Source organism: Paraclostridium bifermentans, from assembly GCF_019916025.1.
Lineage (GTDB): Bacteria > Bacillota > Clostridia > Peptostreptococcales > Peptostreptococcaceae > Paraclostridium > Paraclostridium bifermentans.
In genome coordinates, this window is sequence record NZ_CP079737.1 from 981219 (window position 1) to 1004712 (window position 23494).

17 protein-coding genes are annotated in these 23494 nt (G+C 28.6%); 16 read left to right on the top strand and 1 reads right to left on the bottom strand.

The annotated features are described in order from the left end of the window. Positions 1-127 precede the first annotated feature (127 nt). The 10 genes from KXZ80_RS04745 to KXZ80_RS04790 all read left to right on the top strand — a co-directional run bounded on the left by KXZ80_RS04745 (position 128) and on the right by KXZ80_RS04790 (position 13210). A complete protein-coding gene (locus KXZ80_RS04745; RefSeq protein WP_021432310.1) occupies positions 128-1003 on the top strand; it encodes an FUSC family protein in 876 nt (291 codons plus the stop codon). Between the two features lie 115 nt (positions 1004-1118). Then, positions 1119-2042: an LCP family protein gene (locus KXZ80_RS04750; protein WP_021432311.1), complete on the top strand. Its 924-nt coding sequence runs from the start codon at positions 1119-1121 to the stop codon at positions 2040-2042. Between the two features lie 452 nt (positions 2043-2494). Then, positions 2495-4204: an AbgT family transporter gene (locus tag KXZ80_RS04755; RefSeq protein WP_021432312.1), complete on the top strand. Its 1710-nt coding sequence runs from the start codon at positions 2495-2497 to the stop codon at positions 4202-4204. A 252-nt stretch (positions 4205-4456) separates the two neighbouring features. Then, a complete protein-coding gene (locus KXZ80_RS04760) occupies positions 4457-5980 on the top strand; it encodes an FAD-dependent oxidoreductase (protein ID WP_021432313.1) in 1524 nt (507 codons plus the stop codon). A gap of 213 nt (positions 5981-6193) precedes the next feature. Beyond that, positions 6194-6919, top strand: a complete 726-nt coding sequence (locus KXZ80_RS04765) for a gamma-glutamyl-gamma-aminobutyrate hydrolase family protein (protein ID WP_021432314.1) — start codon at positions 6194-6196, stop codon at positions 6917-6919. Positions 6920-7248: 329 nt separating this feature from the next. Then, entirely contained in the window at positions 7249-8247 is a 999-nt protein-coding gene (locus tag KXZ80_RS04770; RefSeq protein ID WP_021432315.1) for an aspartate-semialdehyde dehydrogenase, read from the top strand. 18 nt (positions 8248-8265) lie between these two features. Then, the gene (gene dapA / locus KXZ80_RS04775; RefSeq protein WP_021430862.1) at positions 8266-9144 is read left to right on the top strand and encodes a 4-hydroxy-tetrahydrodipicolinate synthase; all 879 of its coding nucleotides are present in this window, start codon (positions 8266-8268) and stop codon (positions 9142-9144) included. Positions 9145-9154: 10 nt separating this feature from the next. Continuing rightward, the gene (gene dapB, locus KXZ80_RS04780; RefSeq protein WP_021432316.1) at positions 9155-9901 is read left to right on the top strand and encodes a 4-hydroxy-tetrahydrodipicolinate reductase; all 747 of its coding nucleotides are present in this window, start codon (positions 9155-9157) and stop codon (positions 9899-9901) included. Positions 9902-9915: 14 nt separating this feature from the next. Then, complete coding sequence (dapD, locus tag KXZ80_RS04785; protein WP_021430864.1) at positions 9916-10629, top strand: 2,3,4,5-tetrahydropyridine-2,6-dicarboxylate N-acetyltransferase; 714 nt, start codon at positions 9916-9918, stop codon at positions 10627-10629. A 214-nt stretch (positions 10630-10843) separates the two neighbouring features. Beyond that, a complete protein-coding gene (locus KXZ80_RS04790; protein ID WP_021432317.1) occupies positions 10844-13210 on the top strand; it encodes an HAD-IC family P-type ATPase in 2367 nt (788 codons plus the stop codon). 116 nt (positions 13211-13326) lie between these two features. Here the strand turns inward: KXZ80_RS04790 and KXZ80_RS04795 are convergent, their stop codons facing one another. Beyond that, positions 13327-14982 carry an ABC transporter substrate-binding protein gene (locus KXZ80_RS04795; RefSeq protein WP_021432318.1) on the bottom strand — a complete coding sequence of 552 codons (1656 nt, stop codon included), beginning with the start codon at positions 14980-14982 and terminating at the stop codon, positions 13327-13329. 441 nt (positions 14983-15423) lie between these two features. On the opposite strand from KXZ80_RS04795, the gene KXZ80_RS04800 reads away from it, so the two are divergent. From KXZ80_RS04800 to KXZ80_RS04825, 6 genes are all read left to right on the top strand, one after another. After that, entirely contained in the window at positions 15424-15612 is a 189-nt protein-coding gene (locus KXZ80_RS04800) for a hypothetical protein (RefSeq protein ID WP_021430867.1), read from the top strand. Between the two features lie 597 nt (positions 15613-16209). Then, positions 16210-17658, top strand: coding sequence for an amino acid permease (locus KXZ80_RS04805; RefSeq protein WP_021432319.1), 1449 nt, complete (start codon positions 16210-16212; stop codon positions 17656-17658). A gap of 524 nt (positions 17659-18182) precedes the next feature. Next, positions 18183-20318 (top strand): formate dehydrogenase subunit alpha, encoded by a 2136-nt coding sequence (fdhF, locus tag KXZ80_RS04810; protein ID WP_082435282.1) that lies wholly within the window; start codon positions 18183-18185, stop codon positions 20316-20318. A 116-nt stretch (positions 20319-20434) separates the two neighbouring features. Then, a complete protein-coding gene (locus KXZ80_RS04815; protein ID WP_021432322.1) occupies positions 20435-21637 on the top strand; it encodes a molybdopterin molybdotransferase MoeA in 1203 nt (400 codons plus the stop codon). Beyond that, complete coding sequence (fdhD, locus tag KXZ80_RS04820; RefSeq protein ID WP_021432323.1) at positions 21615-22910, top strand: formate dehydrogenase accessory sulfurtransferase FdhD; 1296 nt, start codon at positions 21615-21617, stop codon at positions 22908-22910. Before KXZ80_RS04815 ends, fdhD begins: the two co-directional genes overlap by 23 nt. Before the next feature lie 26 nt (positions 22911-22936). Beyond that, positions 22937-23494: a 4Fe-4S dicluster domain-containing protein gene (locus KXZ80_RS04825; RefSeq protein ID WP_021432324.1), complete on the top strand. Its 558-nt coding sequence runs from the start codon at positions 22937-22939 to the stop codon at positions 23492-23494.

Here is a 23494-nt window from a genome sequence, read left to right on the forward strand (position 1 = left end):
TGGGGTAAAAATAAATTACAAAATAAATGATTTTAAGTATACCAAAATGTTAAATAATAAATTATACTATATTAATGACAAAATAAAGAGTAAAGACTAATCGTAGATATACTAGGAGGTAAATATAGTGAAGCTACAGAAAATGGGCATGAGAACCATAAAAACAGGAATAGCTGTAATGCTATGTATATTATTAGGGCAATTTCTTGTTCAAAAAATTTTTTACTGCGCAATAGCATGTGTAATTTCTGTTCAAGATACAGTTAAAGGATCTATGAAAGCAGGTCTAAACAGAGTAAAAGGAACAATTGTAGGAGGTATAATAGGATTTTTATTTGCACTTATACAGCCAGGAGAACCTATTTTATGTGGAATAGGTATAATGCTAACTATATATGCGTGTAATTTATTAAAAGTGAACTCTGTAGTAGTATCATGTGTAACATTTTTAGCAATACACTTAGGCGTTGGAACATATAATCCGGCATACTATTCTATACATAGAGTTATAGATACATCTGTTGGGGTAGTAATAGGAGTAGTTACAAACTACTTAATAGCAAGACCTAATTACTTAGACAAGACTATAAATGAATTTAAAAATATAGAAAAATCAGCTATACAACTTATAGAGTCAAAAATTGTAAACGAAGAAAGCTTAGATATAAACATATTTAAAAAGAATATACAACAATTAGATAAAATATACTCTAAATTGTCTGATGAATTAGATTATGGTGGTAAATATGAAGCTGATATAGAAAATTTAGAAAGATCTATAAGTATATGCAGAGAAATTTATTTCCACATGCAGTCTATAGAGCTATTAGAAAATAAGTTATATCTAAATAAAGAAAATTTTAATGCAATAAAAGAATTGTACAACACAGAGGAAATTTGTTTTGATGTTGAAGAAAATAAGAGTCCTGTGTTCAATTACCATTTAAGTAAGATAATAGACGAAATAAAAACTTTAAAAGATTTTAATGAATCTATTCAATAAATGTCCTGGGTCAAAATACCTAGGATATTTTTTACGCTTAAGAAATTTTGAATTATTTATAAAACCTAGTTAATTATTAATAATTAAATCATAAATAAAATGAGGATGTGAATTTGTGAAACTTAATAAAAAAATTATTTTTATTTTATTAATAGTTATTATTTTGCCTATATCTGCATTGTACTTATTAATAAAAGATAGTAATAAAAAACAAAAAATTGATATGGAAAAAACACAAAGTGAAAAAATTGAACATCAAAAAGTTATTAATATAGCTTTATTTGGATTAGATAGAAGAAGTAAGGAAGAAAAAGCTAGAGCAGATTCTATAATGGTTGCTAGTGTGGATTTGGAAAATAAAACTGTTAACTTAGTATCTATACTTAGAGATACATTAGTAGATATCGAAGGGCATGGAAAGGAAAAACTAAATCATTCATATGCATATGGAGGAGCTAAGTTAGCGCTTGATACTTTAAACTCAAATTTTGATTTGAATTTAAAGAACTATGTAAGTGTAGATTTTTTTAGTTTAGCTAAATTAATTGATTTAGTTGGGGGCGTAGATATAGACCTTAAAGATTATGAAGCAAATCAAATAAATAAAAACTTAGATGAAATTAATAATATAGAAAAATTACCTTATGGAACTGATTACATTGAGGGAATGGAGAATAAAAATTTAAATGGAAGACAAGCTGTTGCATATAGCAGAATAAGAAAAGAAGGTAATGGAGATTACGAAAGAACTCAAAGACAAAGAACAGTTTTAAAATCTATAATAAATAAATATGAAAATTTAGATTCTAGCAAAAAGTTTGAAGTTAATATGGAAATGATGTCTCAAGTTAGTACGAATATACCAGTCAATGATATAAAATATATACAAGAAAAAATGCAAAATGAAAAAAATTATAAAATAAATCAGTATATGATTCCAGTTGAAGGTAGTTTTGAAACAAAAACAATCAATGGAATGTGGGTTATTGATGCTAACATGAAAGAAAATATAAATCAATTACATAAATATATAAAATAAAAAGACGGGTGTCAGTGGTAGCACCCGTCTTTTTTAAAGGAGAAATAAGTATAGTATGTTTAGTGATATAATTAAAAATTGCATTTGAAATTATATTAAAAGTATAAACAAAAAAATGAATTATATACAAAAAAATATTCAATTTTATAAATAAAACTGAAAAATAAGAAATCTTATTAAAAAAATTGAACAAAAAAATGAGCTTGAAAATTTATGTTTTTATTATAATAAGAAATCTAACTTGCTTTTTATACATAAAAATACTTTTATATATAAAATTAAATTTTAAATTTGCTAAAAATGAAACGAATTCGACAAAAAAACTCGAAATAAGAAGAAAAGTTTCAAATATTAAAATATTCTAAATTGTAGAAAAAATAAAATATATGTAGTATAATGAATCTCGGGAAAACGAATTCATATGTATAAATTTTTTTTTAGGAGGAATTATAATGGAATTAAATGTAACAAGTAAAAAAGAAAAACAGTCGAGGCTCCAGTCGTGTATGGGTGTTATCGAAAGAGTTGGGAATAAGTTACCAAGTCCAGCGTTATTATTTGTTTATATATCTGTAGCTGTACTTATACTATCAGCAATACTAGGAACTTTTAATGTAGTTGCTGAAACGGAACTTGGTAAATTCCCTATAAATAATCTATTAGGGCAAAAGCCTATAGAAGTTTTAAAAGTAACGGCAGCTGGAACTGCAGTTTCAGAGACTTACTCAAATGGATTATCATATATTATAGGTTCAGTTATCCAAAACTTTATGGGGATGACAGCTCTAGGAGCAATACTTATTATAATGTTATCAATAGGGGTAATGGAACAAAGTGGATATTTATCGATAGGAATACAAAGTATAGTTAAAGCTACACCAGCTAAACTTGTAACACCAGTTGTAATATTTTTAGGGGTTATGTCAAATGTAGCATCTGATGCAGGATATGTTGTGTTAATACCACTTGCAGCATTAGTATACTATACAATAGGAAGAAATCCTATGGTCGGATTAGCAGCAGGATTTGCAGGGGTTTCAGGAGGATTTAGTGCAAACTTACTTATAGGTTCATTTGATGCATTATTAATACCGTTTACTCAAGCAGCAGCGGAAACAGGTGATGCTTTAGTTGGGACAAGTTTTGCACCAATGTTAAAGTCTACATCTAATATGTTCTTCTTAATGGCATCAACATTTATAATCGTAGCAATAGGTACTTTTATAATAGATAAAATAGTTGAGCCAGGAATGGAAAAATATGATAAGAGTGAAGCTGATGTTGTTGAAAAATCAGGAGATTTAACTGATCAAGAAAAGAAAGCATTTAAAGCAGCTAATTTTAGTTTATTAGGAGTAATAGCATTTATAGTATTAACAGTTTTACCATTTGATAAAAATAATGTAATACCGATAGTTGGAGATTTATCTACTTCAGTTTCTTTAACATCAATAAGCCCTGAAGGAACTATGGCACTAAAGGGAGTAAATAGCTTCTTAGATTCTATATTCTTTAGTGGAGATATGATAATGATGTTAATGTTTATCGTATTCTTAGTACCTGGTTTAGTTTATGGATTCAAATCAGGAACATTTAAAACTAAAGATGATGTTATAGGTGCAATGGTTACATCTATGAAGAGTATGGCTTCTATAATAGTTATATTATTCTTTGTTGCACAATTCTTAAACTTCTTTAATGATTCGCATTTAGGTATATTAATAGCTTCATTAGGTGCAAAACTAGTAGCTCAAATACCAACAGACAATACTTTTATGGCTATGATGTTAATGATTGCATTTATATGGTTTACTGCAATAGTTAACTTATTTATAGCAGGAGGTACATCGAAGTATGGATTGCTAGCTCCAATATTTATACCAATACTTATGAGTGCTGGATTCTCACCTGCTGGAGTACAGTTAATGTATAGAATAGGGGACTCATCTACTAATATAATATCTCCACTTATGAGTTATATGGGAGTTATAGTTATATTCGGACAAAAGTATAAGAAAAACTTTGGTATAGGAAACTTAATGGGAATGATGCTACCGATATCAATAGGATTTTTATTAGCATGGACAGTATTTGCAGTAGCATGGGCATTATTAGGAGCTCCTATAGGACCAGGAGAATTCTTCTTTATAAATCAATACTAAAAAGTGTAGATATGGCTCAGTATTATATCTAATATTCCTTAACTAAAGCCTATAAATCTCGGCTTTAACGTTTCGTCATATTAGATATAATACATTCGCCTAATATCTTTAAATGAAAAAATAAAGTATCGCATTTGCGATACTTTATTTTTTTGATCTAATTTAGATTAAATTTAATAAAATGGGAATTATACAAATATAAGGAAATAATATAGAAAGGAGTAACTAGGTTAGCTAGTTATATATAAACTTATGAAAGAATCATATTGGATATTAAGTTCTAAAGGTGAATGCTATGAAAAGCTAAAAGAAGATTTAGAGGTGGATACTCTTATAGTTGGAGGTGGAATAGTAGGTGTAACAACTGCTTACTTATTATCAAAAAAGGGAATAGAAACTGCAATTGTTGATGCTAATAAAATAGGATATGGAAGTTCAGGAAGAAACACAGGAAAAGTAACCTCACAGCATGGTATTGTATATTCAAAAATAAGAAATAAGTATGGATTAGATAGTGCTAAACTATATCATGAAGGAAATGAAAGTGCTATAGATTTAATAGAAGAAATTGTAAAGAGTAATAATATTGATTGTAATTTTGAAAGATTGTCTTCTTTTATATACTCGGATAATGAAAACTACATAGAAGAGCTTGAGGAAGAATATCAAACTTGTAAAAAATTAGGAATTGATTGTAAATATCATAAGAGTTTAGATATACCATTTGATGTAAAAGGAGCAATAGAATTTTATAATCAAGCTCAGTTTAATCCTAAAAAATACTTAGATGAATTAACTAAGGAATGTTTAAAATTAGGAGTTAAAGTGTATGAAGAAACGCCTATAGTAGATCATGAAAAAGAAAATATATACAATTTGAAGACTAAAGATGGAAAAACAATAAAAGCATTAAATGTTATATTAGCTTCTCATGTTCCTTGGTATGATGGATTAAACCTTTATTTTGCTAAAGAAAAAGGTGAAAGATCATATTTATTAGCTGGAGAATATGAAAGAGATATTCCAAAAGGAATGTATTTAAGTGTTGAAGACAGTGGATTTACATTTAAACCTTATTGTGGAGATGGCCAAAATCTAATCATTTTAGGTGGAGGAGATCATAAAGTTGGACAATGTAAAAATGAAGGTGAAATATATGAAGATTTAATACATGAATTAGGAGAAAAATTTAAAGTTAAGCAATTTAAATGTAAGTGGTCAGCACAAGATTATATAAGCTTTGATAATATACCATATATAGGGTATGTAAATAAAAAAGAAGATAATTTTTATGTTGCAACAGGTTTTTGCAAATGGGGAATGACAAACGGTACATTAGCATCTATGATAATTAGAGATTTAATATGTTATAGAGAGTCAAAGTTTGAAGACATATTTAATCCATCTAGGAAAGGTAGCGTATTTACAACTGAATTTATAACTCAAAATGTTAATGTGGCTTGGGAGTATATAAGTGGAAAGTTAAAAATAGGGGATAATAATTTAATATTAGAAAAAGGCGAAAGTAAAGTAGTTAATGTAGATGGTAAAAGATGTGGTGCATACAAAGACTATGATGGAAAGCTATATATAGTAGATATTACTTGTACACATTTAGGATGCGAACTAACTTTTAACTCCGCAGAAAAAACATGGGATTGTCCATGTCATGCATCTAGGTTTGACTATAAAGGAAATGTAATAGAGGGACCTGCTTTAAGAAATTTAAATAGATATGATGAAGAAAAAAATGATATAGACCCTAAAATACTGTAAATAAAAAAACCTACCATATAAATCTTTATATATAGATTTAATGGTATGTTTTTTATGTTTAATGAAAGAATTAATTTAAAAGAAATTAAATATATTATAAAAGAAATCAATTTAGAGGGAGGAAACTTAGGTAAATAGAATCATAGTATAAATGTAGCAGTAAATTAAAAGATATTTTAATTTAAATAATTTTATAAGGTGGGGGGAATAAGTATGAAACCTTTAATAGGTATATTGGCAAATTTAGCTACTATAGATAGCGGAGCGTTTACTGGAATAGAGAGAGTTCACTTGCCAAATTCGTATATACATGCAGTTGAAAAAGCTGGTGGGGTTCCAGTTGTAATTCCTGTAAATGGAGACAAAGAAAATATAAAAATACAAATTGAAGCTATGGATGGAATTCTAATTTCAGGTGGAGATGATGTAAATCCTACATTATACAAAGAGGAACCAGTTAGAGAGTTAGGTTATATTTACCCAGATATAGATGAATTTGATATAGAGGCTATAAATGTAGCATTAGAAAAAGATAAGCCTATACTTGGAATTTGTAGAGGGTTACAAATACTAAATGTAGCATTAGGAGGAAGCTTATATCAAGATTTAAAATATATAAGAAGTAGTCATATAAAACATAATCAACAAACAAAGCCATATTTAGGAACTCACTATATAGATATAAAAGAAGAATCTATATTAAAAGAGATTATTAATGAAAAAGTTTTAGTAAATAGCTATCATCATCAAAGTGTAAAAACATTAGGAAATAACTTAAAGGTAATAGCATATTCAAATGATGGTGTAATAGAAGCTGTTCAAAAAATAGGTAAAAAATTTGTTCTTGGGATTCAATGGCATCCAGAATTAATGGTGGACCATAGTGAGCATATGTTAAATATATTTAAAAGATTTATAAAAGAGTGTAAAGAAAATTAAAGTTAAAACAAAAAGGAAAAACCGATAGAAATAAATCATTATCTATCGGTTTTTCCTTTTGTGATGTATTCAAATTAAGTGAATTATATCATAATTGCTAAGCGTTTGCAATATAAATTAAGATACTAATTAGTTCACTAAAGAAATATTAATATCATAGTATAAATTATAGATGATAGTAACATGGATATTAGTGCTTAAATTTTCTAAATTATTGCGATTAATGCTATGTTTATCTACAATATATTGATATTTAAAATAATATATACTAGAATTACGTATATATTATTTAGATGATGAAATTTTTAAGTAGAAAGAGGCGTATGGATATGAAAAAAGTAAACGTTGCTATAGTTGGAGCGACAGGTATGGTAGGAAGAACATTCTTAAAAGTATTAGAAGAAAGAAACTTTCCAATAGATAACTTATACCTATTTTCTTCAGCTAGATCAGCAGGATCTAAAGTAGAATTTGCAGGAAAAGAATATACAGTAGAAGAACTAAATGAAAATTCATTTGATAGAGATATACAAATAGCACTTTTCTCAGCAGGAGGAAGTATAAGTGAAAAATATGCACCGATAGCAGCATCAAAAGGTGTAATAGTTGTAGATAACTCAAGTGCATGGAGAATGGATGAAAATGTTCCTTTAGTAGTACCTGAGGTTAACCCAGAAGCTGTTAAAGAACATAAAGGAATAATTGCAAATCCAAATTGTTCTACTATCCAAGCAATGGTTCCATTAAAACCTCTTCATGATAAATATAAAATAAAAAGAATAGTATACTCAACATATCAAGCTGTTTCAGGATCAGGCGTAAAGGGTACTAAAGATTTAGAAGATGGAATAAATGGTGTTGAAAACCAATTTTATCCACATCCTATAGCTTATAACTGTTTACCTCATATAGATGTATTTATGGAAAATGGATACACAAAAGAAGAAATGAAAATGATTAATGAAACTATGAAGATTTTAAATGACTATAATTTAAAAATTACTGCAACTACAGTAAGAGTTCCAGTAGTAAACGGACATAGTGAGTCAGTTAACGTTGAGTTTGAAAATGATTTTGAAATAGATGAATTAAAGAATGTATTAGCTAATTTTGAAGGATTAGAGTTAGTTGATGATATAGCTAACAACGTATATCCAACTGCATTTGAATTAAGTGGAAGAGATGAAGTATTTGTAGGAAGAATAAGAAGAGACTTCAGTGTAGACAGTGGAATAAATATGTGGGTAGTAGCTGACAATATAAGAAAAGGTGCGGCAACTAATACTGTTCAAATAGCTGAACTTCTTTTAAAATATGATTTAGTATAAAATTGGGAGGTATAAATTATGTTATTTAAGGGATCTGGAGTTGCTTTAGTTACTCCTTTTAATGAAACTGGTGTAGATTTCAATAAACTTGGAGAATTAATAGAATACCATATAGAAAATAAAACGGATGCATTAATAGTTTGTGGGACTACTGGAGAATCTACAACTATGTCAGATGAAGAGCAATTTGCAGTTATAGATTTTACTGTTAAAAAAGTAAATAAAAGAATACCTGTTATAGCTGGAACAGGTTCTAATAATACTATGCATTCAGTTTACTTAAGCAAAGAAGCTGAAAAATTAGGAGTAGATGGATTATTAGTAATAACTCCTTATTATAATAAAACAAATCAAAGAGGATTAAAACTTCATTTTGAAACAATAGCAGCTAGCACTAAGTTACCAATAATATTATATAACGTTCCAGGAAGAACTGGGGTTAACATAAAACCTAGTGTCATAGCAGAACTTGCTGAAATTAAAAATATAGTAGCTGTTAAAGAAGCTAGTGGTGATTTAGCTCAAGTAGCAGAAATAGCTAGATTAGTTCCAGAAGGATTTGCAATATACTCAGGAAATGATGATTCAATATTACCTCTATTATCTCTTGGTGGAGTAGGAGTTATATCAGTAGTTGCTAATATATGTCCTAAAGAAACTCATGATTTAGTAGAAAAATTCTTAAATGGTGATGTTGAAGGTTCAAGAAAATTACAATTGGGTATGAAATCATTAATAGATAAACTATTTATCGAAGTAAATCCAATACCTGTAAAAACTGCTATGAATTTATTAGGTTTTGAGGTTGGAGATTTAAGACTTCCTTTAGCTCCAATGGAAGAAAGTAATTTAAAAACATTAAGAGACGAACTTGTAAACTATGGGTTTGAGTTATAGGAGGAAAGACATGATAAAAGTTATAGTAAATGGCGCTCTTGGTAAGATGGGAAAAGTGCTTACTAGATGCGTTAATGAAGATAAAGATTTAGAGTTAGTTTGTGGATGCTCAATGCCAACAGGTGAGACAACTGATTATAAACTATACACTAAAATGAGTGAAATACAAGAAAGTGCTGATGTTATAATAGATTTTTCACATTTCTCTGCACTTGATGATGTTTTAGATTATGCACTTAAAACAAAAACACCTTTAGTAATTGCTACAACAGGATTTACTAAAGAACAATTAGAAAAAATAAAAGAAGCTTCAAAGATAATACCAATATTCCATTCTTCTAATATGTCTTTAGGAGTAAATGTAATGTTAAAGCTTGTAAAAGAAGCTGCAAAAGCATTACAAGGATTTGATATAGAAATAATAGAAAAGCATCATAATAAGAAAGTAGATGCTCCAAGTGGAACTGCTATAATGGTAGCAAATGCTATGAAAGAAGTTTTACCTGATTCTATATATAACTATGGAAGACATGGTAGAGATGCCAAAAGAAATGAAAATGAAATTGGTATACATGCTATAAGAGGTGGAACAATAGTTGGAGAACACGAAGCTATATTTGCAGGATTAGATGAAGAGGTTATGATATCTCATAGAGCTCAATCTAAAGATATATTTGCAAATGGAGCAATAACAGCAGCTAAATATTTAGCAAATAAAGAAGCTGGATATTATAATATGGATGACATGTTAAAGTAATTAGGAGGGTACAGATGATAAACTTAAATGACGCATATGAAATAGCAAGGTATATAAAAACAGTAGAAAAAAAGACACCAGTGAAGGTTTATGTTAATGGAGAATTAGATGCTAAGTCAACTGAAGACTACAAAGTATTCGGAAGCAACGGATCATACACTATAATAGGAAACTATGATTCTATAAAATCAGTTTTAGATGCTCAAAAGGATAAATTAGTTGACATACACATGGAATATGACAGAAGAAACTCTGCTATACCAATGTATAACTACTTACATGAACATGCAAGAATAGAGCCAGGTGCTCATATAAGAGACATGGTTACTATAGGTAAAAATGCAGTAGTAATGATGGGTGCAGTTATAAACATAGGAGCTGTAGTTGGAGAAGGTTCTATGGTAGATATGAATGCAGTAATAGGAGCTAGAGGTACACTTGGTAAAAACGTACACCTTGGAGCTGGAGCAGTAGTAGCAGGTGTTTTAGAACCACCTTCAGCAGATCCTGTTATAATAGAAGATGATGCAATGATCGGTGCAAACGCAGTTATACTTGAAGGAGTAAGAATAGGAGAAGGTGCAGTAGTAGCTGCTGGATCTGTAGTTACACAAAATGTTCCTGCCGGAGCGGTAGTAGCTGGTTCTCCTGCTAAAGTAATAAAAATGAAAGATGAGAAAACTGCTGATAAAACAAAATTAATGGATGATTTAAGAAATCTAGATTAATAAAAAGATAAAAAAGCTGATATTAATATCAGCTTTTTTTTATTTATAAAAATTATATGATAGTAGAAATTTTAAATATGTGAAAAAATTTGAAAAATATAGTTTAATTAGTTTTTTATAGGTTAATATATTTTTATATTTAAATGTTAAAAATAGTATATAACTATGGTACTAATAAATGTTTAAAAATTATGCGGAAAGGATGGTTTAGTCTATGAGTATAGAGTTTAATCAAGAGGGATTATCGACTAAAGAAGTCATAGATAGAATTGAACGTGGGGAAAGAAATGTTCCAATAAAGCCATTAACTAGAAGTTATAATAAAATATTTAAAGATAATATATGTACATTATTTAATCTTATAAATATTATAATTGCTACTTTAATCATATATACTGGAAGTTATAAAAATCTATTGTTCTTAGGCGTTTTAATCTCGAATGTATCTATTGGTATATTCCAAGAAGTAAGAGCTAAAAAAAGCATAGATAAGCTATCTTTATTAAATCAATCAAAAATAACAGTTATAAGGGATAATCAAAAGAGTAAAATTAATCAACATGATTTAGTAAAAGATGATTTGATGGTAATAAATAGAGGTTCTCAAATTTGTGCAGATGGAGTAGTTGTTAAGACTGATGGGATAGAGGTAGATGAATCTCAACTAACTGGAGAATCTGATCCAATTTTAAAGACAGTAGATTCTAAAGTTATGTCAGGAAGCTATGTTATAAGTGGGATGGCATATGTAAAAGTTGTAAATGTTGGAGAAGAAAGCTATTCGTCTAAAATTGCAATGGAAGCAAAGAAAGAAAAAGATATAAATAGTCAATTAATAAAAACTCTTAAACAAATTATAAAAGGACTTGCTTTTTTTATAGTGCCAATTGGAATAGCACTATTTTTATCAAAGTCAACTTCGGGTATAAATACAAATGAGGTTATATTAGGTGTTTCAGCAGCTATGATTGGAATGATACCAGAAGGTTTAATATTAATAACTTCTATTGCATTAGCAGTTGAGGTTATTAATCTAAGCAAGAAAAAAGTTCTTGTAAAAACTATGGGGTCTATTGAAAACTTAGCTCGTGTAGATTTATTATGTTTAGACAAAACAGGTACTATAACTGATGGAAATATAAAGTTAGTAGACATAATCACATGTGAAGATTTTGAAATAGACAAGTTGAAAGAAGGAATTTCAACTTTAGTAGAAAATTTAGAAGAAAACGCAACAAGTAAAGCCTTAAAGGTAGAACTTCCAAGTCCGAAATCTTGGAAAACTATTAATAGGGTGCAATTTTCATCAGCTAGAAAGTGGAGTGGAGTTACTTTTGAAAATGAAGGTAGTTATATAATGGGAGCTCCTGAATTTGTTTTTGAAAAAATATCACCAAGTATTCAAAGCATAATAGATGAAGCTACTAATAAAGGGGAGAGAGTTTTAGTTTTTGCACATTCAAATGACCCTATAGTTGATAATGAGTTTCCAAAAGGTAGAAAATTAATAGGTATTTCTATTATGGAAGATACAATAAGACCAGAGGCTGCAAATACATTGAATTATTTTAAAAAACAAGGAGTAGCAATCAAAATTATATCAGGAGATAATCCAAAAACTGTTTCACAAATTGCAAAACGAGCTGGTGTTGATAATTCTGATAAATACATAGATATGAGTAGTATTTCAGATAATGATGACTTAAAAAACTATACAAGTAAATATGAGATTTTTGGGAGAGTTAGCCCCGAACAGAAAAAGGAGCTTGTAAAAATATTTAAAGATGAAGGACATACTGTTGGAATGACAGGTGATGGAGTGAATGATATTTTAGCTCTTAAAGAGTCTGATTGTAGTATAGTGATGGCAGAAGGTAGTGATGCAGCAAAGGGAGTTTCTGATTTTGTACTTTTAGATTCTAATTTTGATTCCATGATAGGGGTTGTCATGGGAGGGCGAAGAGTAGTAAATAATATACAGCAAGTAGCATCTCAGTATTTAATGAAAACCGTATATTCAATTATATTAGCTATAATTTTTATATTTATGAAGGGATCTTACCCATTTCATCCTATACAGTTGATGCCAATAACTTCACTTGGAGTTGGAATTCCATCGTTTTTTTTAGCATTTAGACCAAACTATTCACAAATAAAAGAAAATCTATTATTAAATATTTCAATACCAGCATTAACATCTGGAATTTGTGCAGTTTTTTATATAATGATAATTTCAGTAGTTGGGAATATGTTAAACTTTAATGAATCAGTTATATCAACTTTATGTGTATTACTAACAGGATCAGTTTGCTTCACATCCTTATGGCATATATCTAAACCAATTGATAAAAAAATAGGATTTATGATAATTACATTAGTTACTCTATTTGTTTTAACTATTGTACTTTTTAGGAATATATTCTCGTTTGTAAATATTATTAATTTAAAAATGATGATACTATATATACCTTTAATTTTGTCAGTTATACCTATATACAAGTTTATTAGAAAAGTGGTAACTTACATTGTGATGAAATACGTTAAATACAAACATGAACTGAAGCAAAACAAAAAAAGCTGACACCCGTGTGTCAGCCTTTTTTATTGGCAAGATTCACCTCTATTTCAAGGCAGCTATCTTTATATATATACACTATAATTAGGTTTCTAAACATTTTTTTGGAATTTATAGAAAAATTATTTAGAACCTTTATTGTTAATTAATAAGAAGAATGTTTCGGCTTTTTTAGTTGTCATAAATTCTTTAGAATCTTTATATTTATCAACATTTTCAGAAGATAAACCAACTACATCTATTTGATCAGTTTCATATAAATTTATAGCTGCATTAGGGTCTTTAACAACTTTAAGATTGACTGTATCTAATTTTACAGCATTTTTATCCCAATAATTTTGATTTTTACTTAAAACACATAAATCATCCATTTTCCAAGTTGACATAGTAAAAGGTCCGTTATATACAGAGTTTTCAGCTGTAGTACCATTTTTACCATCTTGAGCTTCTACAAATTTTTGGTTTTGAGGGAAGAATACACAGAAAGACATAAGTTGGTCAAAATAGTTAACACGTCTATTTAATTTAACTTCTAAAGTATAATCATCTACTGCCTTTACTCCAACATTATCAGCATTTTCAGATTTACCACTATTATAATCACTAGCACCTTCTATATCATACATAACGTATCCATATTGTGATGCAGTTTCAGGTTGTAAAGTTCTTTTCCAAGAGTATTCAAAATCACGAGCTGTAACGAGGTCACCATTTGACCATTTAGCATCTTTTCTAATTTTAAACGTCCATGTCTTCCCATCATCTGATTGTTCCCAGCTTTCTGACATAGCAGGAGTTGCAACTCCGCTTGCATCTACTCTTGTTAGACCTTCCATAGTATTTGTTATCATATAAAATGAGTCCATATCTGATGCTTTACTAACATCAAGCGTAGGAATATCTCCAGCTAAAGTTAAATTTAATTGTTTGGATTCTTTATCTACATCAGCCCATTTATATGAAGCTGGAGAACCATAAGTATATCTAACTACATCTTTAACACAACTTTTTTGTAAGAATGATGTCCCTTGTTGATAAAGCGGGGCAGCATTGGCAGAATCTAAGAATATTTTTTCAGCTTCTCCAAATTTTTCAAAACTTTCCTCAGGTGTTTCAGCTACCTTTGCTTCTTCAATTAATTTATCGTAATCAGGATTAGAATAAGATAATCTTTGTCCATACATACCTTGCGTTGTAAAAATTTCTAAAAATGTTAGAGGATCTGGATAATCAGCAGACCAACCATTTAAATCTATATGATAATCTCCTTTAGATGCTAAATCTAGTTTTTGCTTTAAAGGTTGCTGCTTAATTTCTAAATTTAGACCTTCTAAATTAGAATTAAGTTCTGATTGTATAAATTCAGCTGTTTTCCTTCCAGATTCACCTTCATAAGATAGTAATTCAAGTGTAACAGTATCAAACCCTAACTCTTCTTTAGCTTTAGCCCAAGCTTTTTTAGCTTCTTCATCATTTGATTTATATCCCATATCTCCTACTATATCTCTATAATCTTTTCCATCTTTCGTAAATGCTAACTCCTTAGGTGTAATAAATGAAACTGGTTCAGAACCATTGTTTAATAGCACATCGGTAATTTCAGATCTGTCTATTGACATGACTATGGCCTTTCGAGCATTTTCATTTGCAAGCACTGCATAAGGGTCTATAGATTTTGAAGAACCTTGATTTGAATCTGTACTAGAACAACCGACTAAAGACAATGCTCCAACTGACGAGAGTGCAAATATTAAAGCTAATTTTTTTCTTAGTACCATAAAAATACCCCCTAAAAACATATTAATTATAATAAAAAATTTAAGATAAACTAAAGAAGTTATTTGTGAGTAGTAAATTTGAAAAGTAGATAAAGATTAGATTAATTTAAAATTAGTTAAAATTTTTAAGTAATACTAATATTAGATTGCAAAATAATCAAATGTTAATTTGAAAAATTTATGTCAGAAGTAAAATATATTATGAGTATAGCAGTATTTAATAATATTATAAAGCAATTAAATATAATTTTTGAAAAGTATTGAAAATTATAAAAATTTACTTAAATTATTTCATTATGATGAAATTTATATAAGGGTAATTTTATATTATATACTTTTAAATTTAAAAATAATTTAGTTATATTATTTGAAATTTTAACCATGAATAATAAAGTTTGAACATTGGAATAATATTAATAAATACATAGTGAGGTGATAATTATGGAAATGAATACACAAGATTGTTTAAAAAAAGCATTATTAGATACTCAAGAAAAAGTAAGAGATTTTATGCAATATGCTGATAATGTTGATGACAAAGAATTAAGTAAATGTTTTAAAGACTTTGCGGAAGCTGAAGGGTTACAAGCTCAAAAGTTACAAGAACACATTGAAAAAAGATTTAAATAATGTAAAAAGAAAGGCTATTGAAGCCTTTCTTTTTTTACGCTTAAGAAAATTATACTTAATTAAATTTCGTGTATAACTTATGTAACATAGTGATACAAATGTTTTGGTGAAAGTAAAAAATAACATTTTGAGCAACGGACGGAGTCGTTGGCGACATGAGAGAAGCGAATTTTTTATTTAATAATAAAGATAGGTATAATAACTTAAAAAAATAAATGATTTAATTCAAAAAATATATATAAATTATATATATTGAATAAATAGATTAATAAAAAAATTTTGAAGAAAATAAAAAGTTAAAAATTAAAATTAAATTATATAAAATGAAAGAAGTAATAAAAAATATATCAAAAAAAATTAATATAATATATAACTAAATGCATGAATAATACTAATTTTAAAAAATAATGAAAATTGATAAAATACATACGTTTAGATTTTGAAAAGATTATGAATAGAAAAAGTTAATTGTCAAAAAATTGAGAATAAAGAAGGAAAATACAGGAAGAAAACGATTTACAATAGTGTATTGACAATAAATTATAACGATATATAATAGAAACCGTAATCATACAAATTTTGGGAGGTAAAAGATCAATGTCTGATCAAAATAGAAATTTAACGTGGCAAAATATTGCTTTAATGGGATTTGTTATGGTATGGGGATTTGGAAATGTTGTTAATAACTTTGCAAATCAAGGACTTACTGTAGTATTCTCATGGATATTCATGATAGCTTTATACTTTGTACCATATACATTAATGGTTGGGGAACTAGGGTCTGCATTTAAAGATTCTCAAGGTGGAGTTTCAGCTTGGATAAGTTCAACTACAACACCAATGCTTGCATTTATGGCAGGATGGACTTATTGGGTTGTTCATGTACCTTATTTAGCACAAAAGCCACAAGCATTATTAATAGCACTTTCTTGGGCAGTTAGTCCATCAGGAGAACTTGCTACAACATTAAAGGAATTAAACCCTTTAATATTACAAGGAATGGTACTTGTTGTATTTTTAATATTTTTATATATTTCAACAAAGGGAGTAAAAGTATTAAAGGTTATAGGTAACGTAGCAGGTATGTCAATGTTTGTTATGTCTTTATTATACATAGTATTAGGATTAGCAGCTCCAGCTATAACTGGACATGTTGCAACACCTGATATAACGCCTAAGTCATTTATTCCTAAATTTGACTTTGCATACTTAACAACTTTATCAATGTTAGTATTTGCTGTTGGAGGATGCGAGAAGATAGCTCCATACGTAAACAATACTAAAAACCCATCTAAAAACTTCCCTAAAGGAATGTTAGTTTTAGCTGGAATGGTTGCTGTATGTGCACTTTTAGGATCAATAGCTATGGGTATGATGTTCAATGCTAACGCTATACCAGAAGACTTAATGATGAATGGTCAATACTATGCATTCCAATTATTAGGAGAACATTATGGATTAGGTAGTTTATTTGTTATAGTTTATGCATTAGCAAATACTGCAGCACAATTATCAGCTTTAGTATTCTCAATAGATGCTCCGCTTAGAGTATTATTAGGAGAAGCTGACTCTAGATTTATACCTAAGAAATTATCTAAAACAAATAAAAATGGTGTTTTAGTTAATGGATATATAATGACAGCTGTATTAGTTTCTATATTAATAGTAATTCCAGCATTAGGAATAGGTAACACTAATGAGTTATTTAACTGGTTGTTAAAATTAAACTCAGTTGTAATGCCAATGAGATACTTATGGGTATTCCTAGCTTACATGGGTCTTAAGAAGATGAGTAGTAAATTTAAAACTGAATACAAGTTTATAAAGAGTGATAAATTAGGTTTCATAGTTGGAGCTTGGTGTTTTGGATTTACAGCATTTGCTTGTATAATGGGTATGTTCCCAACTGATGTTCCTGCATTTAGTAAAGAATGGATATTTAGAGTTTCTTTAAATGTTATAACACCTATAGTGTTAATGGGAATAGGATTAATATTACCTATTATAGCTAAGAAAACTAATGGAAGTGAAAATGCATCTAACTAATAAACTTAGTTAATAAATAGAGAAAAAAATGAGTGAAGGAGACTTCACTCATTTTTTATGTTTAAGGAAACTATATTTAACTAATATTTGTGGATAATATTTGGATTATAGTCAATAAAATATGTTTTTTCTATGTATAAAAATAATTAATGGTAATATATGGTAAAAATGTAATTTATATAAATTAAAAATAAAAAAATTTTAAAAAAATTATTCATAAATTAAAAGATTTGTAATATTTAATCTAGTTTGAAATATATTGATACATACGAAAATACATAATCAACAGTAAAGAGGTATATACAAAATAATATTGAATTTATATATAAAAGCATATACAAAAAGCAAATATTGGAATATAAAGAAAATTTAGGTATTTATGAGTCGAATTATTAATATATACTTTTGGAAATTTATAGTATTGTAATCTGAAATTTAGAGTAGTAATATATACATGTTACATACATTATACAAATTAAATACATTAAATATTAAGAAATAAAACTTAGAGAGGTGGAGTACGTTTGGAAAAAAAAGTTTTAACTGTATGTCCATATTGTGGGGCAGGGTGTCAGCTTTATTTAGTTGTTAAAGACAATGAAATAGTTAGAGCAGAACCTGCAAATGGAAGAACTAATGAAGGAAACTTATGCCTAAAAGGATATTATGGATGGGATTTTCTAAATGACCCCAAAATTCTAACATCAAGATTAAAAAAGCCTATGATAAGAAAAAATGGGAAGTTAGAAGAAGTTGAATGGAAAGAAGCTATAGATTATACAGCATCTAGATTAAATGAAATAAGAGAAAAATATGGTCCAGATGCAATAATGGGAACTGGTTCTGCAAGAGGACCTGGGAATGAAGCAAACTATGTAATGCAAAAATTTATGAGAGCGGCAATAGGAACTAATAATATAGACCATTGCGCCCGTGTTTGACATGCGCCATCAGTAGCCGGTCTGGCTTACTCATTAGGAAATGGGGCTATGTCTAACTCTATACCAGAGATAGAGAACTCAGATTTATTATTTATATTTGGATATAATGGAGCAGATTCACACCCTATAGTTGCTAGAAGAATTATTAGGGCAAAAGAAAAGGGTGCTAAGTTAATTGTTACAGATCCAAGGGTAACAGAATCTGTAAGAATTTCAGATATGTGGTTACCTATAAAAGGTGGAACTAATATGATTTTAGTCAATGCATTTGCTAATGTATTGATAGAAGAAAATCTTTATAATAAAGAATATGTTGAAAAATACACTGAAGGATTCGAAGAATACAAAGAAATGGTTAAAAAGTATACTCCAGAGTATGCTGAAAAAATGACAAACGTACCAGCAGAAGATATAAGAAAAGCAATGAGAGAATATGCAAATGCTAAAAATGCTACGATTTTATATGGAATGGGTGTATGTCAGTTTGGTCAAGCTGTGGATGTTGTAAAAGGGCTTGCATCATTAGCTCTTTTAACTGGAAACTTTGGAAGAGAAAGTGTTGGAATAGGACCTGTACGTGGACAAAATAATGTTCAGGGAACATGTGATATGGGAACTTTACCTAACTTATTCCCAGGGTATCAAAAGGTAACAGATGACAAAGTAAGAAAGAAATTTGAAAAAGCTTGGGGAGTTAAACTTTCTTCTAAACCAGGTATTACATTAACTGAAGTACCTCATTTAACATTAAAGGATAACAAAGTAAAAGCTTATTATATATTTGGAGAAGATCCAGTACAAAGTGATCCACACGCAAGTGAGGTAAGAGAAACTTTAGATGCTATGGAATTTGTAGTAGTTCAAGATATATTTATGAATAAAACAGCTCTACATGCAGATGTAGTACTTCCTGCAACTTCATGGGGTGAACATGATGGAGTATATTCATCTGCAGATAGAGGATTCCAAAGAATGAGAAAAGCAGTAGAACCTAAAGGTGATGTAAAACCGGACTGGCAAATTATGTGTGAAATATCTACAGCTATGGGCTATCCTATGAGTTATAATAACACTAAGGAAATATGGGATGAAATGATATCATTATCACCATTATTCGCTGGAGCATCGTATGAAAAAATAGAAAAGCAAGGAAGTGTTTTATGGCCGTGCACAGATGAAGATCATAAAGGTACACCTTACTTATATGAAGGAAATAAATTTGAAACTGAAAGTGGAAAAGGAAAACTATTCGCATGTGAATGGAGACCTCCTAAAGAAATTCCTGATGAAGAGTATCCTCTTGTATTATGTACAGTTAGAGAGGTAGGACATTATTCAGTAAGAACAATGACAGGAAACTGTAGAGCACTTAGAGCTTTAGAGGATGAGCCAGGATACATACAATTAAGCATAGAAGATGCTTCAAAGCTAGGAATTAAGGACAAAGAATTAGTTAGAGTAAGTTCAAGAAGAGGAAGTATATTAACTAGAGCCTTAGTAACAGATAGAGTTATAAAAGGTGCTACATATATGACTTACAGCTGGTGGATTGGATCTTGTAATGAGTTGACTATAGATAACTTAGATCCAATATCTAAAACTCCAGAATATAAATACTGTGCAATAAAAGTAGAAAGTATAAAAGACCAAGATTCAGCAGAGCAATATATAAAAGATGAATATGAAAAAATAAGAAAACAAATGTTAATTGAAAAATAGACTATATATCTGATTTTAAAGATCTATCTGATTAATTATAAAAATGATAGGTCTTTAATTGGGTTATAAAATAAAAGTATATTGTTAAGTTAAAAATAAAACAAAGGGGAATAGGTATGATAGATATTTCTACGGCGATTAATAAAGTTATTGAAGGATCTAAATTAATAGGGACATGTGAAAAAGATTTAATGGAATCGATAGGATATACATTAGCTGAAAATATATATTCTAATGATAATTTGCCCCCCTTTAATAAATCAGCTATGGATGGGTACGCAATAAAAAGCAAGGATTCTTTGATTTGTAATGAAAATGAAAAAATTTGTTTAGATATTGTAGGGTTAATAAAAGCAGGAGATTGCTTTGAAGGTAAAGTAGATGATAATCAAGCTATAAAAATTATGACAGGAGCTCCTGTTCCAGATGATACTGATGCAGTTATACAAATAGAAAATGTAGAATTAGATGAAAATAAGATTATATTATCGGAAGTAGTTAAAAAAAATAGAAATATAATTAATATTGGTGAAGAGCTTAAAGTTGGAGATTTAGCATTAGAAGTCGGGCAAAAAATTAGGGCTAGTGAAATAGGACTTTTAGCATCTCTAGGATATTCAAAGGTTAAGGTTTATAAAAAACCAACTTTATCAGTATTAACTACTGGGGATGAACTAGTTGATATAACTGATTCTATAGAAAATGGTAAAATAAGAAATAGCAATGAATACTCATTAAAGGCTTTAGCAAAAGATTTAGAAGTGAAATCATTTGGAATAATTGAGGACAAAAAAGATGTTATAAAAGAAAAATTAAAAGAAGCTATAGAAATTTCAAATATAATAATAACATCAGGTGGTTCTTCTACAGGTGATTATGATTTTATAGAAGATGTATTACTTGAGTTAGGTGCTGATATTAAATTTAATAAAATAGCAATAAAACCTGGCAAGCCAGTTATATTTGCTACTATTGGTGAAAAATTAGTTTTTGGATTACCAGGAAATCCTCTATCATTTATAACTACCTATGAAGAGTTTGTAAAGCCTGCTATATTAAAAATGAGTGGTGAAGATATAAAAGAAAATAAATTTCCTGTTATATTAAAGCATGATATAAAATGCAAAGTGGGAAGAACAAACTATGTTTATGTTGATATAAAAAAAGAAGATGGTAAATTTTATGCATATGAAACGGGTTCTCAATGTTCTAATCAACTTTTAATGATTACAAAATCTAATGGAATAGTGATAGTTCCAAAGGATAAAGGATTTGTAAAAAAAGGAGAAATATTAGATGGGAAATTTATATTCCAATAATAAACAGAAAATAATATCTGTAGTTTCTACAAAGTCTGGAATGGGAAAAACAACTTTGGTGGAATCATTAATAAAAGAATTTAAGAAAAAAGGATATAAAGTTGGAGCATTAAAGCATGATGCTCATAAGTTTGATATAGATAAAGAAGGTAAGGACAGTTATAGGTTTACAAAGGCAGGGGCTAAAGATGTAGTTATAGCTTCAAGTGAAAAAATAGGGGTAGTAAAAATCCTAGAAGAAGATAAAAGCTTAAGTAAAGTATTAGAACTATTTGACGATGTAGATATTATATTTACTGAAGGATTTAAACAAAATCCTTATCCTAAAATTGAAGTTCATAGAAAAGAAGTCGATAAAAATTTTCTTTTTAAAAATTCAATAAATAAAGATACATTTATAGCTATAGCGACAAATGAACATATAGAGGGTATAACCAACTTAGATATAAACAATATAGATCAAATAGTTAATTTTATTGAATCTTATATAAAAACAGAGGAACTTAAGATTCCATTAATAAATTATGATTATGATAAAACTATAAAAATAGATGTGGTTAAAATAGATAATCAAAATGCTAAAGAAGAAAAAGAAACTATAATATCAGAATACCCATTAAGTTTAATTTTAAACGGAAAATATTTAAATACTTTCTTATGTACTCCAGATAAGCTGGAGGAATTGATTGTTGGATTTCTAGCTACAAAAGGCTATATATCTAATAAAAATGATATAGAAAGTATAATTATAGATGAAAAATTAAAGGTAGCACAGGTTATATCGAATAAATCTAACACTAATTTAAACTTAGAAAAAATATTTTTAAATGATTTAGATTTTATTGAGTGTAATCCAGTTAAAAATAGTTTTGAAATAGATATAAATACAATTTACAATTCAATGCACATGAACTTGACATCATCTCAATTATTTAAAGATACTGGAGGAGTTCACAGTGTAGCACTGTTTGATGGATCTGATCCTGTAGTGATATGTGAAGATGTTGCTAGACATAATGCTATGGATAAGGTAATTGGATATAGTGTATTAAATGATGTAAATTTTGAAGATAAATTTATAGTAGTTAGCGGAAGAATTTCTCTTGAAATGATGCAAAAGGCATGTAAGATGCAAATTCCTATAGTAGTTTCAAAGTCAGCCCCTACAAATCTTTCAGTAGAGCTTGCAAGAAAGTTAAATATAACTTTAGTTGGATTTGTAAGAGGAAGAAGAATGAATATATATGCTAATGGATATAGAGTTAAGTATTAAAAAGTAAACTTAAAAGGTGGGAAAATATGAAAAGTACATTAAATTCGTTTGTAATAGCAGACGCAAATAAATGCGTAGGATGTAGAGCTTGTGAGGTTGCATGTTTTGTTGAGCATAATAAGAATAATAATGTTGGATATACTGTTGGAACTGTAGAAATACCTGTTATACCAAGATTATATTTAGTTAAACAAGGCAATTTTTATATGCCTATACAATGTAAACATTGCGAAGATGCACCTTGTTTAAATACATGTCCAAATAAGGCAATAAAAAAAGAAAATAATGCAATAATTGTAAAAGAAGAAGCATGTGTTGGGTGTAAAACATGTATATTAGCATGCCCTTTCGGAGCTATAGACCTATTGCCTCAATATAAAGATAGAAAAAAAGTAGAACAAATAGAGTTAGAAGATGAAAAAGTAATAGCATATAAATGTGATTTATGTAAAGATAGCGATAAACTAGCATGTATAAATGCCTGTCCAGAAAATGCATTAAAACTAGTATCTCCTATAGAAGATAAAAAATTAAAAAATAAAAAAGCAGCACTTGCTTTGCTTGGAATTTCAAATAATAAATAG

Bases quoted from the DNA above. Each gene is read 5' to 3' on its own strand.
- dapB (WP_021432316.1), top strand. From the start codon at position 9,155: ATGATAAAAGTTATAGTAAATGGCGCTCTTGGTAAGATGGGAAAAGTG.
- KXZ80_RS04800 (WP_021430867.1), top strand. From the start codon at position 15,424: ATGGAAATGAATACACAAGATTGTTTAAAAAAAGCATTATTAGATACT.
- KXZ80_RS04790 (WP_021432317.1), top strand. From the start codon at position 10,844: ATGAGTATAGAGTTTAATCAAGAGGGATTATCGACTAAAGAAGTCATA.
- KXZ80_RS04760 (WP_021432313.1), top strand. From the start codon at position 4,457: ATGAAAGAATCATATTGGATATTAAGTTCTAAAGGTGAATGCTATGAA.
- KXZ80_RS04805 (WP_021432319.1), top strand. From the start codon at position 16,210: ATGTCTGATCAAAATAGAAATTTAACGTGGCAAAATATTGCTTTAATG.
- dapD (WP_021430864.1), top strand. From the start codon at position 9,916: ATGATAAACTTAAATGACGCATATGAAATAGCAAGGTATATAAAAACA.
- KXZ80_RS04825 (WP_021432324.1), top strand. From the start codon at position 22,937: ATGAAAAGTACATTAAATTCGTTTGTAATAGCAGACGCAAATAAATGC.
- KXZ80_RS04770 (WP_021432315.1), top strand. From the start codon at position 7,249: ATGAAAAAAGTAAACGTTGCTATAGTTGGAGCGACAGGTATGGTAGGA.
- KXZ80_RS04815 (WP_021432322.1), top strand. From the start codon at position 20,435: ATGATAGATATTTCTACGGCGATTAATAAAGTTATTGAAGGATCTAAA.
- KXZ80_RS04755 (WP_021432312.1), top strand. From the start codon at position 2,495: ATGGAATTAAATGTAACAAGTAAAAAAGAAAAACAGTCGAGGCTCCAG.
- fdhD (WP_021432323.1), top strand. From the start codon at position 21,615: ATGGGAAATTTATATTCCAATAATAAACAGAAAATAATATCTGTAGTT.
- dapA (WP_021430862.1), top strand. From the start codon at position 8,266: ATGTTATTTAAGGGATCTGGAGTTGCTTTAGTTACTCCTTTTAATGAA.
- KXZ80_RS04795 (WP_021432318.1), bottom strand. From the start codon at position 14,982: ATGGTACTAAGAAAAAAATTAGCTTTAATATTTGCACTCTCGTCAGTT.
- KXZ80_RS04765 (WP_021432314.1), top strand. From the start codon at position 6,194: ATGAAACCTTTAATAGGTATATTGGCAAATTTAGCTACTATAGATAGC.